At 68.3% G+C, this 16,780-nt stretch carries 15 protein-coding genes; 8 read left to right on the top strand and 7 right to left on the bottom strand.

Features of this window, described 5'->3' with window-relative positions; genetic code table 11:
• The first annotated feature begins 24 nt into the window (after positions 1-24).
• The 4 genes from ACY466_RS07090 (at position 25) to ACY466_RS07105 (ending at position 4,405) form a co-directional block, all read left to right on the top strand.
• Positions 25-960 carry a 4-(cytidine 5'-diphospho)-2-C-methyl-D-erythritol kinase gene (locus tag ACY466_RS07090; protein WP_463251027.1) on the top strand — a complete coding sequence of 312 codons (936 nt, stop codon included), beginning with the start codon at positions 25-27 and terminating at the stop codon, positions 958-960.
• Positions 960-2,744, top strand: coding sequence for an ABC-F family ATP-binding cassette domain-containing protein (locus ACY466_RS07095; RefSeq protein ID WP_463251029.1), 1,785 nt, complete (start codon positions 960-962; stop codon positions 2,742-2,744). Before ACY466_RS07090 ends, ACY466_RS07095 begins: the two co-directional genes overlap by 1 nt.
• 79 nt (positions 2,745-2,823) lie before the next feature.
• On the top strand, positions 2,824-3,498 hold the full coding sequence (locus tag ACY466_RS07100) for a DUF4166 domain-containing protein (RefSeq protein WP_463251031.1): 675 nt from the start codon (positions 2,824-2,826) through the stop codon (positions 3,496-3,498).
• A gap of 211 nt (positions 3,499-3,709) precedes the next feature.
• A complete protein-coding gene (locus ACY466_RS07105) occupies positions 3,710-4,405 on the top strand; it encodes a fasciclin domain-containing protein (protein ID WP_463251033.1) in 696 nt (231 codons plus the stop codon).
• A gap of 168 nt (positions 4,406-4,573) precedes the next feature.
• Here ACY466_RS07105 and ACY466_RS07110 read toward each other — a convergent pair whose 3' ends face one another.
• From ACY466_RS07110 to ACY466_RS07130, 5 genes are all read right to left on the bottom strand, one after another.
• The gene (locus ACY466_RS07110; protein ID WP_463251035.1) at positions 4,574-4,918 is read right to left on the bottom strand and encodes a hypothetical protein; all 345 of its coding nucleotides are present in this window, start codon (positions 4,916-4,918) and stop codon (positions 4,574-4,576) included.
• 315 nt (positions 4,919-5,233) lie between these two features.
• Positions 5,234-6,889 (bottom strand): peptide chain release factor 3, encoded by a 1,656-nt coding sequence (locus tag ACY466_RS07115; protein WP_463251037.1) that lies wholly within the window; start codon positions 6,887-6,889, stop codon positions 5,234-5,236.
• Between the two features lie 94 nt (positions 6,890-6,983).
• Positions 6,984-7,565: an aminoacyl-tRNA hydrolase gene (gene pth, locus ACY466_RS07120; protein ID WP_463251039.1), complete on the bottom strand. Its 582-nt coding sequence runs from the start codon at positions 7,563-7,565 to the stop codon at positions 6,984-6,986.
• Positions 7,566-7,653: 88 nt separating this feature from the next.
• Positions 7,654-8,337 carry a 50S ribosomal protein L25/general stress protein Ctc gene (locus ACY466_RS07125; protein WP_463251040.1) on the bottom strand — a complete coding sequence of 228 codons (684 nt, stop codon included), beginning with the start codon at positions 8,335-8,337 and terminating at the stop codon, positions 7,654-7,656.
• Positions 8,338-8,545: 208 nt separating this feature from the next.
• Complete coding sequence (locus tag ACY466_RS07130; protein WP_463251042.1) at positions 8,546-9,721, bottom strand: aminotransferase class V-fold PLP-dependent enzyme; 1,176 nt, start codon at positions 9,719-9,721, stop codon at positions 8,546-8,548.
• Between the two features lie 114 nt (positions 9,722-9,835).
• Between ACY466_RS07130 and egtA the strand changes: the two genes are divergently transcribed.
• Genes egtA through egtD form a run of 4 tightly spaced genes read left to right on the top strand, consistent with a single transcriptional unit; the run spans position 9,836 to position 14,174 of the window.
• Positions 9,836-11,095 carry an ergothioneine biosynthesis glutamate--cysteine ligase EgtA gene (gene egtA, locus ACY466_RS07135; RefSeq protein ID WP_463251044.1) on the top strand — a complete coding sequence of 420 codons (1,260 nt, stop codon included), beginning with the start codon at positions 9,836-9,838 and terminating at the stop codon, positions 11,093-11,095.
• Positions 11,092-12,417 (top strand): ergothioneine biosynthesis protein EgtB, encoded by a 1,326-nt coding sequence (gene egtB / locus ACY466_RS07140; RefSeq protein WP_463251046.1) that lies wholly within the window; start codon positions 11,092-11,094, stop codon positions 12,415-12,417. Before egtA ends, egtB begins: the two co-directional genes overlap by 4 nt.
• Positions 12,418-12,433: 16 nt before the next feature.
• A complete protein-coding gene (gene egtC / locus ACY466_RS07145; protein ID WP_463251048.1) occupies positions 12,434-13,165 on the top strand; it encodes an ergothioneine biosynthesis protein EgtC in 732 nt (243 codons plus the stop codon).
• A gap of 37 nt (positions 13,166-13,202) precedes the next feature.
• Positions 13,203-14,174 (top strand): L-histidine N(alpha)-methyltransferase, encoded by a 972-nt coding sequence (gene egtD, locus ACY466_RS07150; RefSeq protein ID WP_463251049.1) that lies wholly within the window; start codon positions 13,203-13,205, stop codon positions 14,172-14,174.
• Positions 14,175-14,231: 57 nt separating this feature from the next.
• Here the strand turns inward: egtD and ACY466_RS07155 are convergent, their stop codons facing one another.
• Entirely contained in the window at positions 14,232-15,215 is a 984-nt protein-coding gene (locus tag ACY466_RS07155; protein WP_463251051.1) for a ribose-phosphate diphosphokinase, read from the bottom strand.
• A gap of 4 nt (positions 15,216-15,219) precedes the next feature.
• Positions 15,220-16,698 (bottom strand): bifunctional UDP-N-acetylglucosamine diphosphorylase/glucosamine-1-phosphate N-acetyltransferase GlmU, encoded by a 1,479-nt coding sequence (gene glmU, locus ACY466_RS07160; RefSeq protein WP_463251053.1) that lies wholly within the window; start codon positions 16,696-16,698, stop codon positions 15,220-15,222.
• Positions 16,699-16,780: the final 82 nt, after the last annotated feature.

Genomic DNA, 16,780 nt, shown 5'->3' on the forward strand with positions numbered 1-16,780 from the left:
CCGGAGCCGATAGACTCGGAACCCGTGCTCACCGCCCTTCCGCCCCCGGTCACCGTGCGGGCCCCGTCCAAGGTCAACCTGCATCTCGCCGTGGGTGACCTGCGTCCCGACGGGTATCACGACCTCACCACGGTCTTCCAGGCCCTCTCGCTCTCCGACGACGTGTCGGTCGCCGCGGCGGACCGGCTGTCCGTGACGGTGCGCGGCGACGACGCGGCCTCCGTTCCCACCGACGGATCGAACCTGGTGTGGAAGGCGGCCGAGATGGTGGCCGAGGCCGCCGGTCGCGCGCCCCTCGTCGCTATCACCATCGACAAGGGCATCCCGGTGGCCGGCGGGATGGCCGGCGGCAGTGCCGACGCCGCGGCCACCATCGTCGCGCTCGACTCTCTGTGGGAGCTGGGCCTGTCCCGATCCGACATGCAGGCGTTCGCGGCACGGTTGGGCAGCGACGTCCCCTTCGTCATCGGCGGCGGCACGGCCGTCGGAACCGGTCGTGGCGAGAAGCTCCTCCCCGTCCTCGCGCGCGACACCTTCCACTGGGTCCTGGCCCTGGCCAAGGGCGGTCTGTCGACGCCCGCGGTGTTCCGAGAGCTCGATCGTCTGCGCGAGCGCGGCGACCCGCCGCGCGTCGGTGACGCCGACGCGCTGATGCAGGCCCTGGCGTCGGGTGACCCGGCGCGACTGGGGCCGGTGCTCGGTAACGATCTGCAAGCGGCGGCGTTGTCGCTGGAGCCGGGTCTGCGCCGCACCCTGCGAGCCGGAACGGAAGCGGGCGCCCTCGCGGGCATCGTGTCGGGATCGGGGCCCACGTGCGCCTTCCTGTGCGCCTCCGCGGACGACGCGGCCGCGGTGGGAGCCGAACTATCCGGTGCCGGCGTCTGCCGCACCGTTCGTGTCGCGAGCGGCCCGGTCGCCGGCGCACGCATCGTAGAGAAGAAGGACCGGAGACAACACTGATGGCAAATTTGATCAACCTGGAGCAGGTCTCCAAATCGTTCGGGGTGAAGCCGCTGCTCGAAGGCGTCTCGCTCGGTGTGCAGGAGAACGAGCGCATCGGCGTCGTCGGCCTCAACGGCGGGGGCAAGACCACGATGCTCGAGGTTCTCGCGGGCGTCGAGCCCCCGGATTCCGGGCGCGTGAGCCGTGTCGGCGGGTTGCGCATGGCCGTCGTCACCCAGCGCGGCGTCCTGCCGCCCGGATCCACCATCGGCGACGTGGTGCTCGCCCCCCTCGACGTGGCCGAGCACGAGTGGGCGGGCAACTCCCGTATCCGAACCGTGCTCGACGGCATCGGGATCACCGGGCTCGGGCTCGACGCCCCGGTGGAGCAGCTGTCCGGTGGGGAACGCCGACGCACCGCCCTCGCGGCCGCGTTGGTCCAGGACCTCGACCTGTTGGTGCTCGACGAGCCCACCAACCACCTCGACGTCGAGGGCGTGCAGTGGCTGGCCGAGCACCTGGTGTCCCGACGCTCGTCGCTGGTGGTCGTGACCCACGATCGGTGGTTCCTCGACACCGTCGCCAACCGCACCTGGGAGGTGGTCGGCGGCAACGTCGAGTCCTACGAGGGTGGATACGGCGACTGGATCTTCGCCCGCGCCGAGCGCTCCCGCCAGGCCGACGCCGCGGAGGATCGTCGCCGCAACCTCGCGCGCAAGGAACTGGCGTGGCTGCGCCGCGGCCCGCCCGCGCGTACGTCCAAGCCGAAGTACCGCATCGAGGCCGCGGAGGCCCTGATCTCCGACGTCCCGGCCCCTCGTGACTCGGTCGCGCTGGCGCGCTTCGCGCAGACGCGCCTCGGGCGCGTGGTGATCGAGCTCGAGGACGCCTCGCTGTCCACGCCCGACGGTCGCGTGCTCGTCGAGGATCTGACCTGGCGTCTCGCGCCGGGGGAGCGCATCGGCCTCGTCGGAGTCAACGGATCCGGCAAGACCACGTTGCTCCGGACCATCGCCGGGGAACTGCAGCCCGCGTCGGGCAAGAGAATAGAAGGACAGACCGTACGCATCGGCTGGCTCAAGCAGGAGTTGGACGATCTGCCGGTGAAGATGCGGGTGCTCGAGGCCGTACAGGAAGTCGCGGAGCGCATCACCCTGGGGGACAAGGAGATCTCCGCGGGTCAGCTGGCCGAGAGGTTGGGCTTCACCCCGGCTCGTCAGCGCACTCCGGTGGGGGATCTGTCCGGTGGCGAACGACGCCGACTGCAGCTGACCCGGGTGCTGATGAGCGAGCCGAACGTGCTGCTGCTCGACGAGCCCACCAACGACCTCGACATCGACACCCTGCAGCAACTCGAGGATCTGCTCGACGGCTGGGCCGGCACCATGGTGGTCATCAGTCACGACCGGTATCTCATCGAGCGTGTCTGCGACTCCACGTGGGCGCTGTTCGGCGACGGGAAGCTCACCAACCTTCCCGGCGGGATCGACGAGTACCTGCGTCGACGTGCCCGCATCGCTGCCGCCGACGACGGTGCGGCCCCCGGAATGTCGTCCGGTCCCGCGCGACCGGCGAGCGCCAAGGGCGGTGCGGACGAGCGGGCTTCTCGCAAGGAGCTCAAGAGCCTCGAGCGGTCGCTGATGAAGTTGGACGACCGCGAGAAGGCGCTGCACGCGTCGCTGGCGGAATCGTCGACCGACCCCACCGCACTGGCGAAGCTCAACGCCGAACTCCTCACCGTGGTGGACGAGAAGAACACGGTCGAGGAACGGTGGATGGAGCTCGCCGAAGAGCTGGGTTGACCCCGGACCGGGCGTCGCGCCGAATCCCGCTGGAGGATCCGCGGTCGTCGCGGACAGCCGTGAGAAGAGGACAGGTGCCATGACATCCGTGGTTCGTGACGTGATGGGTTCGGAGTTCGAGAAACTGCACCCCAAGGTCCAGTGGCGTTTCGGTTTCGGGGCCGAGGACAACGTCGCCCAGTTCGGGACCGGCGTGATGGAGTCCATCAGCGCGTCGAAATTGGTACCCGCGCCCGCCCGCTGGATCGGTGGGCGGCGCCGGATGATCCCGTCCGAGACCGGTGTGGACGTTCCCTTCACCATCGCCAACTACGCCTACGTGGACGATCTGGGGCGCGAGACGCTGGCGTTCGTTCGCCGTTTCCAGTTCCCCGGGCGGGAGGTCCGGCTGGATTCGGTCATGTCCGTGGGTTCGCGCGGGGCCCTGGACTACATCGGATCGGGTCCGGACATGGTGGTGCACACCCGCTGCAGCGCCGATCCCGACGGTGGTCTGCGGTTGGTCAGCGGCGTCCCCCGGTTCCTCGCGCCGAAGGGATCGGTGCGTCTGCCCGCGCCCGTATCGGCGGAAACCGTCGGGCGGGAGTGGTGGGACGAGAAGAGCCAGCGGCACTGCATCGACATCGAGGTCCGCGGTCGTCTGCTGGGCAGCCTGTTCCGCTACACGGGGTGGTTCACGGCCACCGAGGAAGCGTGCTCGCCGGCGGATCTTCCCGCACACGTGGGTCCCACGCGTACGGATTCGCGAGAATGAGGAAATTTTTTTCCGAACCGGTTCGGGGCTGTACCAGGGTTTATGCCATGTCCGACTCGTCCGATTCGAGGCGGACGGGGTTTTGGTCCCGGTCGACACCAATCCCCCCCGAGCGGTTGATCCGAATGCTGGATGACACAACCGACAGTCGCCGGTAATCATCACCTGCGACACGCCACAAAATCGGTTCCGCACCAAGGAGGATTCTTCAATGAGCGTCACCAAGAACAAGAGTGCAATGGCAATCGGATTCGCTTCGGTTGCACTTCTCGGCCTGTCGGCCTGCTCGTCGGACGACGCTGACACGACCACCACGGACGACGCCGCCACCACCATGGAAGAGATGACCTCCGAGGCCATGAGCTCGGACGAGGAGACCACCTCGATGGAGTCCGGCATGGCCGACCCCGCCGCGAACCTCGTCGGACCCGGCTGCGCCGACTACGCCGAGACCGTTCCCGACGGCGCAGGCTCGGTCAGCGGCATGGCCGCCGACCCGGTCGCCACCGCCGCGTCGAACAACCCCCTCCTGACCACCCTGACCGCTGCGGTCTCGGGCCAGCTGAACCCGGACGTCAACCTGGTCGACACGCTGAACGGTGACGAGTTCACCGTCTTCGCGCCGACCGACGACGCGTTCGCGAAGCTCGACGCCGCAACGCTGGAGACCCTCTCCACCGACTCGGAGCTGCTCACGCAGATCCTGACCTACCACGTCGTCCCGGGCCAGATCGCGCCCGCCGACATCGACGGCGAGCAGACCACCGTCGAGGGCCAGGCCGTCAACGTCTCCGCCGATGGCGACAACATCGTCATCAACGACAACTCCAACGTGGTGTGCGGTGGCGTCCAGACCGCCAACGCCACCGTGTACCTCATCGACACCGTGCTCATGCCCCCGGCCTGATCACTTCTCATCTCTGATCAGCGTGACTGATCGGTTGTGATTCGGCTGCGGCCCGAGACCCTCACGGGTCTCGGGCCGTTCGCCGTTCCACGGGTCGTCACGCCCACGAGAAAGCCCCCGGTGTTCGTTCACCGGGGGCTTTCTCGTGTGTGCAGGGTGGAGCGTCGATCAGCGGAATCCCTTGGCGGGATTCTGAAGATCGAGTACCACGGTGGTGCCGTTGGACCGGACGTGAAGTTCGGGGCTCGCAAGCCCACCCGAGGTGAGGTACTCCCCGAGGAGCTGCAGCAGCTCGTCCGGTCCCGTGGACGAATCCATGGGGCGGGTGTCGCGGCTCGTGAGCTCGTTCTGGGTCAGGCGACCGGCGATGCGGATGGAGGCGATGCCCATCGCGGTGCGGCGATCCGGGCTGGGGTGCCGGCCCGACGCGAAGCTGCTGCCGCTGGACGACCCGTTGGTGGCGGAGCTGCCGCCCGGCAACGCGTGCTCGGAAATCTGGTCACTGGTTGTCATGTCGACCTCACTCGGCTGCTTGGGAACTGAAGAAGGTGTCCTGGTAGACCTGTGGGCGGGTGCTTTGCCGATCTTGACGCCCGCAAGAGGCCCACTGGATCCGTCGTTCATGCGCGGACAACTCCTCGATTCGTCACGTAATGGACGTCTCTGACGATACTCACAACAAACCTGGAGTTCGTTTCGACTGTCGGAAAACTATCACGAGAACGAGACAGTTCCGTGATCAAAACCGAGTTGTTGTTAAATGCACCAAAAGCGAGCGCGATGCCCTTATGTGCAGTCCCTACTCGCCGGTAAGGTTCTGGGTCCTGTTCAGTCCGCTGCCGCGACCAAGGGCTCGAGTGTGAGCGTCGGCATCTCTTTCTGGATGTACTGCAGCCGCCACCGGTCGGAGACGAGGGCGAGCAGTGCGCCGTCGGTGCGCGTGAAGACCTCCACGCCGCGCTGACGACCGAGCTCGTCCGCGGACTCCGCGTCCGTACGCCGAGCGATCGAGTACCCCAGCGGATCCATCCGGGCCTCCACACCGAACTCCGACTTCATGCGGGCGGCCACCACCTCGAACTGCATCGGCCCGACGGCCGCGAGGACCGGGGACGCATCGCCGCGGATGTCGTTGCGCAGAATCTGCACGACGCCTTCCTGATCCATCTGTTCCACGGCTCGCCGGAACTGCTTGTACTTGCCCTGGCTCTCCGCCCGCAGCACGGAGAAGTGCTCCGGCGCGAACGACGGAATGGGCGGAAACTCCACCTTGCGGTCCGCGTAGAGCGTGTGGCCCGGGGCCAGCGCCGTGGCGTTGACCAACCCGACCACGTCACCGGGGTAGGCGTGCTCGACCGTGGTCCGCTCGCGACCGAACACGGTGAGCGCGTACTTCGTGGTGAACGGTTTGCCGGTCTGAGCGTGCGTCACCACCATTCCGCGCTCGAAGACCCCGGAGACGACGCGCATGAACGCGAGGCGATCCCGGTGCGCGGTGTCCATCCCGGCCTGGACCTTGAACACCACGGCGCTGAACGGATCGGTCACCTGACGATCGCTGCCCGCCACGTCGGGGCGCGGGCCGGGCGGTGGGGCGAAGGAGACCAGGGTGTCGAGGATCTGGTGCACGCCGAAGTTGAGGATGGCCGACGCGAAGATGACGGGCGAGGTGCGCCCGGCGAGGAAGGCCTCCTCGTCGTGCTGCTGGCCGCTCTCGATCAGCAGTTCGCTCTCCTCGACCGCGGTGGTCCAATCGTCGCCCTCGCGCGCGGCCGCCGCGTCGGCGTCCAGGTACTCCTCGGGGGCGATGGTGGCGCCGCCGGCGGTTCGGGTGAACCGGACGTACCGATCGTTCGCCACGTCCAACAGCCCGTGGAAGTCTCCCGCGATGCCCACGGGCCAGTAGAGGGGAGTGGGGGTGAGGCCGATGCGCTCGTCGATCTCGTCGAGCAGTTCCAACGGCGTCTGCCCCGGACGGTCCCACTTGTTGATCACGGTGATCACCGGGATGCCGCGGTGGCGGCAGACCTGGAAGAGCTTGAGGGTCTGCGGCTCGAGTCCCTTGGCCGCGTCGATGAGCATCACCGCGGCGTCGACGGCGGTGAGAACGCGGTAGGTGTCCTCGGAGAAGTCGGCGTGACCGGGGGTGTCGACGAGGTTGATGGTGTGATCGCCGTAGTCGAACTGCAGCGCGGTGGAACTGACGGAGATACCGCGTGCCTTCTCCATCTCCATCCAGTCGGAGACCGTCGAGCGTCGGCCCGACTTGCCGTGCACGGCACCGGCTTCCGAGATGCGACGGGCGTGCAGCGCGAGTGCCTCGGTGAGCGTCGACTTGCCCGCGTCGGGATGCGAGATCACCGCGAACGTGCGCCGGCGCCGAACCTCGTCCTGCAGGTTCTTGGGCGCGTTCTCGGACGAGTCGTGCTCGCTCGTCGAGGTGGCGGGTTCTACGGTCTCGATGTCGCCGGACGGGGTGCTCACCACGGGCCTTTCCTTCTGGATCGGTCGGCGCGAACTGCACCCACCCGAGTGTCCACGATACGCGGGTGCGACGCGCGCACGAACGCACCGCGAGTCAGGGGCGGTGGACGCGATTCTGCGCATCCTCGAGCCCCAGCCGCAGCAGGATCTCGACGGCGTCTGCCGCCTCTTCCACCACGACCCCCAGTTCGTCACGCTCGGCCGCGGCGAACGGCTTGAGCACGTACGCGGCGGGGTCCATCCGACCGGGCGGGCGCCCGACGCCCACCCGAACGCGAAGGTAGTCCTTCGTGGACAACGACTTCGAGATGGATCGCAGACCGTTGTGACCGCCCTCGCCGCCACCGAACTTGAGGCGAACCAGTCCGAAGTCGACGTCCAGTTCGTCGTGCACCACGACGACGTCCGCGGGCTCGACGGAGAAGAAGCGGGCCAGGCCGGCAACCGGACCGCCGGAGGTGTTCATGTACGAGCGCGGCTTCGCGATCACCACGGACCGATCACCGAGCCGGGCCTGCACCACGTCCGAGTTGCTCTTCTTGTGGGCGGAGAAGCGCGCCCCGATGCGGCCCGCGAGCGCGTCGACGACGGTGAAGCCGACGTTGTGCCGGGTGCGCTCGTAGCTCGGTCCGGGGTTCCCGAGGCCGACGACGAGTGCGGTCTTCGAGGAGGTCATCGGTTGTCCTGTTCGTGGCTGGGGGAACGACGGCGGCGCGCCTCCCCGCGAGAGGAGGCGCGCCGCAGGCGGAGCAGAGAGCGGTGGGTCAGTTGTCGTCGTTCTTCTCGTCGGCGTCGGAATCGTCGACGCCGTCGGCTGCCGAGCTGTCCTCGACGGCCTCTTCTTCCTCGGCTGCGACCTCGGACTCGAGATCGCCCGCACCCTCGGCCTCGAGCTCTTCTTCGGTGGGCGCCTCGACCACGTTGACCAGCAGGGTCTCCGGGTCCGAGACGAGCTCGGCGCCGTCGGCCAGCTGGAGATCGCTCGCGAAGATCTGCGTACCGATCTGGGCGTCTTCGACGGACACCTCGAACTGCTCGGGGATCTTGGTCGCGTCGACCTCGATCTCGACCGTGTTGGCGTCGGTGGTGACCAGGGTGCCGGGGGCGGCGTCGCCCTCGACGACGATGTTGATCTCGACGGTGACCTTCTCGCCCTTCTTGATCACGAGCAGGTCGGCGTGCTCGATGTTGTTGCGCACCGGGTGCACCACGACCGACTTGGTCAGGGCGAGCTGCTTGGTGCCGTCGATGTCGATCTCGATGACGGCGTTGGTGCCGTCGTTACGCAGGATCGCCGCGAAGTCGCGGGCGTTCAGCGCGAGGTGCTTGGGATCGGTCGCGTGGCCGTAGAGCACGGCGGGGACCATTCCGTCACGACGGGTACGACGGGCTGCGCCCTTGCCGAACTCGGTGCGGGTCAGGGCGGTGATGCGATTGGTGTCGGCCATGGTGGAGCAACTCCTACGAGATCTGTGGTGACGGCGTGCAAATGGCGTACAACTCGCCCGGCGGGGACACGGACGAGGACGGCTGACACCGAGCCTGCGTCGATCACGGTGACGCCGGAGCATCACCCTCGCCGAGACAACTGGTGCAACATTACCCGACGGGTGGCCCGTGGGCCGCATCGGCCCGGCTCACGCGGACCGAACGGAACTACAGTGCGGCCACGGCGGCGACGGCGACGTCGAGTTGGTCGAACGAGACGAAGCAGTGCGGTGACATCCGCACCACCGCCTCGAGGTCGCGGTCCGTCATGTCCAACCGGGTCGAGGATCGCGAACTCACGGTGACCGAGATGTCGCGAGCGTGGAGTTCGGACCGCACGACGGCAGGATCGGCGGCAGTCGTGGTGAACGTGACGATGCCGCTGCGGTGCTCACCGAGATCGTGCACCGTCACGCCGTCGACGGCGGCGAGGGCGCTCCGCAGGTACTCCGCGCGCTCACGGACGGCGGATTCGACCGCATCGACTCCGAGTTCCAGTAGATAGTCGACCGCCACACCCAGACCCAGCCGGGCCGCGATGTTGTTCTCCCACACTTCGAAGCGACGCGCATCGGGGGCCACCTCGTACGCATCGGGTGCGGTCCACGTCGCGCTGTGCAGGTCGAGCGAGCGAGGCTCCACGTTCTGCAGGATCCGGTCGGACACGTACAGGAAGCCGGTGCCGCGTGGACCGCGCAGCCATTTGCGCCCGGTCGCCGACATCGCGTCGACCCCGAGGTCGCCGACGTCGATCGACATCTGGCCGATCGACTGGCACGCGTCGAGAAGAACGAGGGCGCCGTGGCGGTGAGCGATCTCGGTGATGGCCCGAACGGGCGCCAGGGCGCCGCCGTTGGTGGGCGCGTGGACCACCGACACCACCGCGACGCGATCGTCCATCGTCTTCTCGAGCGCTTCCACGTCGACGATGCCCGAGGAGTCCACGGGCATGACCTCCACGACGGCACCGGTCGCTGCGGCGCGTTGCAGCACGGCGACCGCATTGCTCGCGTACTCCAGGGTGGAGACCAGGATGCGGTCACCGGGGGAGAGATCGATCGCGTAGAAGAAGTCGCACCAGGATCGGGTTGCGCTGTCGGACAGAGCGATCGTCGAGGGACTCGCTCCGACCAGACGGCCGATCGATTCTTTCACCGCGGCGAGATCGTCGACTCGCTCGGCTGCGGCTCGGTATCCGCCCACCTCGGCCTCGCGACGGAGGTGGGCGACGACGGCATCGACGACCTGCCGCGGCGGAAGCGAGGAACCGGCGCTGTCGAGGAACACCGAGTCGAGGCACCCCGGCGTGTCGGCGCGGACGGCATCGGGCAGGGAAATCGTCATCGCGGACGACAGTACCGGCGAAGCATCACCGCGCGCGATTAGTCTCGGATGCTCAGGGGTAGAAAACGAGAACCGGGTCGAACGACGACGCCGGTTCGGGAAGCGGAGGCGACCATGACGGCCGAGGCCCAGACGACTGCCGAGACCACCGTGCTGGATTCGCGTCCGGCCGCGGAGACGTTCTTGAAGAGGGTGTGTTTCAAGCTCGGCCCACCGACTCTCGTCGGCGCCGAACTCGAATGGTTCACCGCACTTCCCGACGGGTCGCGCCCGTCTCTCGACCTCATCGCCGGGGCACTGAAAGACCACAGCCCCCGATCTCTCACCCACGGCTCTCCGGCCCTCGCCCTACGCTCCGGGAACATCGTTTCCGTCGAGCCCGGCGGGCAGCTCGAACTCTCCAGCGCCCCCGACGTGTCGGCCGAGGCCGTCCTCGACGCCCTCACCCGTGACCACCTCGACCTGGTCGATCTGCTTGCCGCCGCGTCCATCTCGCTCGTCGCGGGTGGGGCGGACGAGCGCCGCGATCCGGAGCGACTGCTGACCCTGCCGCGGTACTGCGCGATGGAAGGGCGTTTCGACCGATTCGGACCGTTCGGCAAGGCGATGATGTGCAACACCGCGGCGGTCCAGGTGAGTCTCGACGCCGGCGCGGACGCCGAGCAGGTCGGATCTCGGTGGGCGACCCTGCACGCCGTCGGGCCTGCGCTGCTCGCCGCGTTCGCCACGACGCCCTCGCTGCGCGGTGTGCCGGAGGAAGACTGGGCGTCGCAGCGCATGCGCACGTGGTTCGAACTCGATCGCACCCGTACCCGCGTTCCGCTCGGAGTCGACCCGCGTGCCGACTACGCACGGTGGGCGCTCGACGTGCCGTTGCTGTGCATCCGCCGCGGCGACGGCCTCGGCGATCCGCCGCCCGACGCCACGTTCGCCGACTGGTTGTCCGGGGCGCTCGACGACGAGATCGGTCGCCGTCCCGATACGGACGATCTGCGCTATCACCTCACCACGCTGTTCCCGCTGGTCCGCGCGAGCGGGCACCTCGAGGTTCGATACCTGGACGGGCAACCCGACGGGGCCTGGGACGTCCCGGTACTGGCCGTCGCCGCGCTCCTGGCCGACGACGCCGTCGCCGAGCAGGCCCGACGCGTTGCCGCGGGACACGAGAACCGGTGGGAGGACGCCGCGCGGGACGGGCTCGCCGATCCCGAACTACGCGGTGTCGCAACCGCACTGCTCGACCTCGCCGCGTCGACCGCAGTGGGTCCCTCGCGGGACCGCATCGCCACCGCGGTGCGTCGCTGCGCCCTCGGCCTCGCTCCCTCCTCCGCCGACGCCGTGTCGGCCGAATCGCGAAAGGAATACTCTCGATGACCGCCGCCGATTCCGTCTCCGAGCTCCGTCGGGACCTCGAGGCGCTGCTGACCCGTAGCCGCGCACGCACCCTGGCGCTGACGGACTGTCTCGACGAGGACGAGCTCACGGCTCAGCACTCGCCGCTGATGAGCCCGCTGGTCTGGGACCTCGCGCACATCGGCAACCAGGAGGAGATCTGGCTGGCGCGCGACGTGGGCGGCGCCGATCCGGTCCACCCGGGGATCGACGATCTCTACGACGCCTTCCGTCATTCGCGTTCCTCGCGGACCTCCCTGCCGCTGCTCACGCCGGAGCAGGCACGCGAGTACGTCCACACCGTTCGGGAGCGGTCGTGGGATGCGCTGCGCTCGAACACGTTCGACGACCGCCGGCTGGTCGAGAACGGCTTCGTCTTCGCCATGGTGGCGCAACACGAGCAGCAACACGACGAGACCATGCTGGCGACGCACCAGTTGCGTTCGGGGGCACCGGTTCTCCACGCACCCGACGCGCCGACCTCCGCGGTACCCACCGACGGCGAATGCGCGGTGGTCGTGCCCGGCGGGCCGTTCGAGATGGGCACCTCCACCGATCGGTGGGCCCTCGACAACGAGCGCCCTGCCCACGTCGTCGACGTTCCCACCTATGCCATCGATGCCGCTCCCGTCACCAACGGTGACTATCTTCGGTTCATGGCCGACGGCGGTTACGAGCGCGAGGAGTTGTGGACCGAGCGCGGCTGGGCGCACCGGATCGAGGCGGACCTGACCGCGCCGCAGTTCTGGGAGAGGGACGCCGACGGCATCTGGTTCCGTCGCGTGTTCGGTGCACGGCGCCAGGTCCGGCCGTCCCAGCCCGTGGTGCACGTGTCCTGGTTCGAGGCCGACGCCTACGCCCGGTGGGCCGGGGTCCGGCTTCCGACGGAAGCGGAGTGGGAGAAGGCGGCTCGGTACGACCCGGCCACCGGGGCCTCGCGTCGCAACCCGTGGGGTGATCAGGACGCCGAGATCTGGCACGCCAACCTCGGCCAGCGCCATCTGGAACCGGCCGATGTCGGTGCCTACCCGGAGGGCTCGTCCGCACTCGGTGTCGAACAGATGATGGGCGACGTGTGGGAATGGACGTCGTCGGACTTCGAGCCGTACCCGGGGTTCGAGATGTTTCCGTACCCCGAGTACTCCGAGGTGTTCTTCGGCGGCGATTACAAGGTGCTGCGCGGTGGGTCGTTCGGTACGGACCAGACTGCGGTACGGGCGACCTTCCGCAACTGGGATCACCCGATCCGGCGCCAGATCTTCGCCGGATTCCGCTGTGCGAGCGACACCGGGACGACGGCGTAGATGCGCGACATGTCGAATGTGTAGACATCTCGCGTATCTCGGTCCGGAGCGATCGGTGGGCGAGGTCTTCACCATGGGCCCGACGTCCCTGATGACGCAGACCTGGGCGCCGCGCGACATGCGCAGAGGCGGAACCATCAACGCCGACGGTTTCGGGGCGGCCTGGTGGACGGGCGATCTCGCGTCGTCCTACCGCAACGCGATGCCCGCGTGGACCGATCCCGCCGTGACCGAGGTGCTCGGCGAGGTCCGGTCCACGGCGGTGGTGGCGGCGGTGCGCTCGGCGACCGTCGGCATGCCCGTGGTCCGCACCGCCTGCGCACCGTTCGTCGACGGTCGGTGGGCGTTCAGTCACAACGGGGTGGTCACAGGGTGGCCGAACTCCGTTGCGCCTCTTGCGGAGTCGGTACCGACCGCCGCACTGTTGCGGCTCGAGGCACCCACCGACTCCGCCACGCTGTGGGCGATGCTGAAGCACCGCTTGGTCACTCGGGACCCGGCGACCGCGCTGGCGGACCTCGTGCGCGAGACCGACGCCGCCGCGCCGGCGTCCCGCCTCAATCTGCTTCTCGGCGACGGGCGCTCGATCTGGGCGACGTCGCTCTACCACTCCCTCTCCGTGTACGCCGACGACACCACCGTTCTCGTCGCGTCCGAACCCCTCGACGACCGTCCTGGCTGGCGCCCGGTTCCTGATCGGAGCCTCGTCCACGCCACTGTCGGCTCGATCGAGATCAGTCCCCTCTAACGACCCCCCGCACACCGCCGTCGAAATCAGGAGCGTCATGGCCACGTCCACCACCGATGTCCACATCACCGAGCAGGACCTGCAGCGATCGCTGCGCGAGGACGTTCTGCGCGGTCTCAGCGCATCGCCGAAGTGGCTGCCACCCAAGTGGTTCTACGACGCGCGGGGATCCGAGTTGTTCGAGCTCATCACCGAGCTCGAGGAGTACTTCCCCACGCGCACCGAACGTGCGCTGCTCGCCGAACACGCCGATGACATCGCTCGGGTCACCGAGACCGAGGTGCTCGTGGAGCTGGGATCGGGATCGTCGGACAAGACCCGTCTGTTGCTGACCGCGGGTACCGAACACGGGGCGTTGCGTCGCTACGTGCCGCAGGACGTCTCGCCCTCCGCGTTGGACGGCGCGATCACCGAGATCACCGCCGCCTACCCGGATCTCGACGTGCACGGCGTGGTCAGCGACTTCACCGACACGCTGCGCACGCTGCCGGCAGGCGGCCGACGCACCATCGCGTTCCTCGGCGGCACCTTGGGGAACATGGTGCCTCAGGAACGGGCCACGTTCCTGGGGGAGATCGCCGAGACCCTCGACACCGGGGAGCACCTGCTGCTCGGCGTCGGCCTGGTGACCGACCGCGATGCGTTGATCGCCGCCTACGACGACGCGTCGGGAGTCACCGCGCAGTTCAACGCGAACGTGCTGTCCGTACTGAACGCGAAGCTGGACGCGAACTTCGACCTCGACGCCTTCGAGCACGTGGCGGTGTGGGACGAGCGCAACGAGTGGATCGAGATGCGACTGCGTGCCACGCGGGAGCAGACCGTGCGCGTCGCAGCCCTCGATCTCGACGTGCACTTCGCCGAGGGCGAGGAGATGCGCACGGAGATCTCGGCGAAGTTCCGTCGCGCGTCGATCGACGGGGAACTGGCCGCGGCGGGCTTCGCCGTCGCCGAGTTCTGGACGGATCCGCAGGAGAGATTCGCGCTCGTCCTGGCGCGCGTTCGGTAGGTGCGCCGACCCGCCCTGTACGCACCACTCGGATGCGTACAGGGCGGGGGCAGGTCGCTAGGCGGAACCGTCGAACAGGCTCGTGACGGAACCGTTCTCGAACACCTCGCGAATGGTGCGACCCAGCAGCGGGGCGATGGAGAGCACCGTGAGCTGCGGGAACATCTTGTCCTCGCTGATGGGCAGCGTGTTGGTGACCACCACCTCCTTGGCTCCGCACTCGGCGAGGCGCTCGGCGGCGGGGTGGGAGAGCACACCGTGCGTCGCGGCGATGACCACGTCGCCCGCACCGGCGGCCTTCAGGACCTTCACGGCGCCGGCGATGGTGCCACCGGTGTCGATCATGTCGTCGATGAGGATGCAGGTGCGGCCCTCGACGTCACCGACCACCCGGTTCGACTTGACCTGGTTGGGGACCAACGGATCTCGCGTCTTGTGGATGAAGGCCAGGGGCGCGCCGTCGAACGAGTCGGCCCACTTCTCGGCCACGCGCACGCGTCCGGAATCGGGGGAGACCACCGTGATGTGCTCGAGGCTGTAGCGCGCGCGGATGTGCTCGGCGAGCTGGCTGTGCGCGTGCATGTGATCGACGGGGCCGTCGAAGAAGCCCTGGATCTGGTCGGTGTGCAGATCGACGGTGATGATGCGATCGGCGCCCGCGGTCTTGAGCAGGTCCGCCACGAGGCGGGCCGAGATCGGCTCACGGCCGCGGTGCTTCTTGTCCTGCCGCGCGTAGGGGTAGAACGGGACGATCGCGGTGATGCGCTTCGCGGACCCACGCTTGAGGGCATCGATCATGATGAGCTGTTCCATCAGCCACTGGTTGAGCGGGAACGGGTGGCTCTGCAGGACGAAGGCATCGGATCCGCGTACCGACTCCTGGAAGCGGACGAAGATCTCGCCGTTCGCGAAGTCGCGAGCCGTCTGCGGGACGACGTCGATCCCGAGCTCCTTGGCGACCTGCTCGGCCAACTCCGGATGCGCGCGACCGGAGAAGAGCATCAAGTTCTTCTGGTTGTCGGTCCAACTGGCTGTGGTCACTGATCTACTCGCCGTCCTTCGATTCGTGCTCGTGTGTGTCCTCGGCCGACCGAGCACGCTCGGCGGCTTCCGCCGCGGGCGTTCCCGGTCGCTTCTTCTGAACCCAATCCTCGATGATCCGTTGCGGACCACCGGAGACCGCCAACGCTCCGGCCGGTACATCATTGCGGAGGACCGTTCCGGCGCCCGTATAGGCCCCGTCCCCCACCCGTACGGGTGCGATGAACATGGTGTCCGAGCCGGTCCGCACGTGGGATCCGATCTCGGTTCGGCTCTTGCCCACGCCGTCGTAGTTGACGAACACGCTCGACGCTCCGATGTTGGAGTGCTCGCCGATGGTCGCGTCGCCGACGTAGGTCAGGTGCGGCACCTTGGAGTGCGCGCCGATGGTGGCGTTCTTGGTTTCGACGAAGGCGCCGAGCTTGCCGCTCGCGCCGAGATCGCTGCCCGGGCGGAGGTACGTGTACGGGCCGACCGTCGCGCCGGGGCCGATGTTCGCGGACGAGCCGTGCGTGCGGACCACGGACGCTCCGGCGCCGACGCGCACGTCGGTGAGCGTCGTGTCGGGACCGATGACCGCGTCCTCGCCGATGGTGGTCTCGCCGTGCAGCTGCGTTCCCGGCCTGAGGATCGCGTCGCGCTCGATGCGGACGGACACGTCGACCCACGTGGACGCCGGATCGACCACGGTCACCCCGGCCCGCATGTGCCGGGCGAGCACGTGCTCGTTGAGGACACGGGTCACCTCGGCCAGCTGGACGCGATCGTTGACCCCGCGGACCAGCGACGAATCGGTGAGCTGGGTGCTGAACACGGGCAGTCCGCGTCGGCGAGAGATCTTGAGGACGTCGGTCAGATACAGCTCGTGCTGGACGTTGTCGGTGCTCAGGGAGTCCAGCGCGGTGCGCAACGACGCCGCGTCGAACGCGTAGACGCCGGAGTTCACCTCGGTGATCCAGAGCTGTTCGGTGGTGGCGTCGGCGTGCTCGACGATCTCCTGGACCCGTCCCTGCGCATCGCGCACGATGCGGCCGTAACCGGCGGGGTCCGGCGGCACGGAGGTGAGCACCGAGACCGCGACCGGCTCGGGGGAGGAGAGGTGATCGTGCACCAGAGCCTGCAGCGTGTGGGCGTCGAGCAGGGGGACGTCACCCGCGGTCACCACGATCGTGCCCTCGAAATCCGAAGGGAGAGAGGCGAGTCCGCACCGCACGGCGTGACCGGTCCCGTGCTGCTCCTCCTGGACCGTGATGTCGATGGTGCGGGAGAGTGTCGACGCGATGTCGACGACGGCGGCCGACACCTTCTCGCGATCGTGTCCGACGACCGTCACCAGGTGATCGGGATCGAGGCCGTCGGCGGCGTGGAGAGCGTGCGCCAGCATCGATCGGCCGCCGAGCTCGTGCAGCACCTTGGGTGTCTTGGATCGCATCCGAGTGCCCGCCCCCGCGGCGAGCACGATTACGGCGACCTTCGACGTCATGGATCTCCTCGATACGACTTGACTGGGCGCGATCGCCGCTGGGCGCGATCGAATCGACTGTGCGACTGCACCGACACCGACG

The sequence above is a fragment of the Rhodococcus sp. K11/5 genome, from assembly GCF_055193735.1.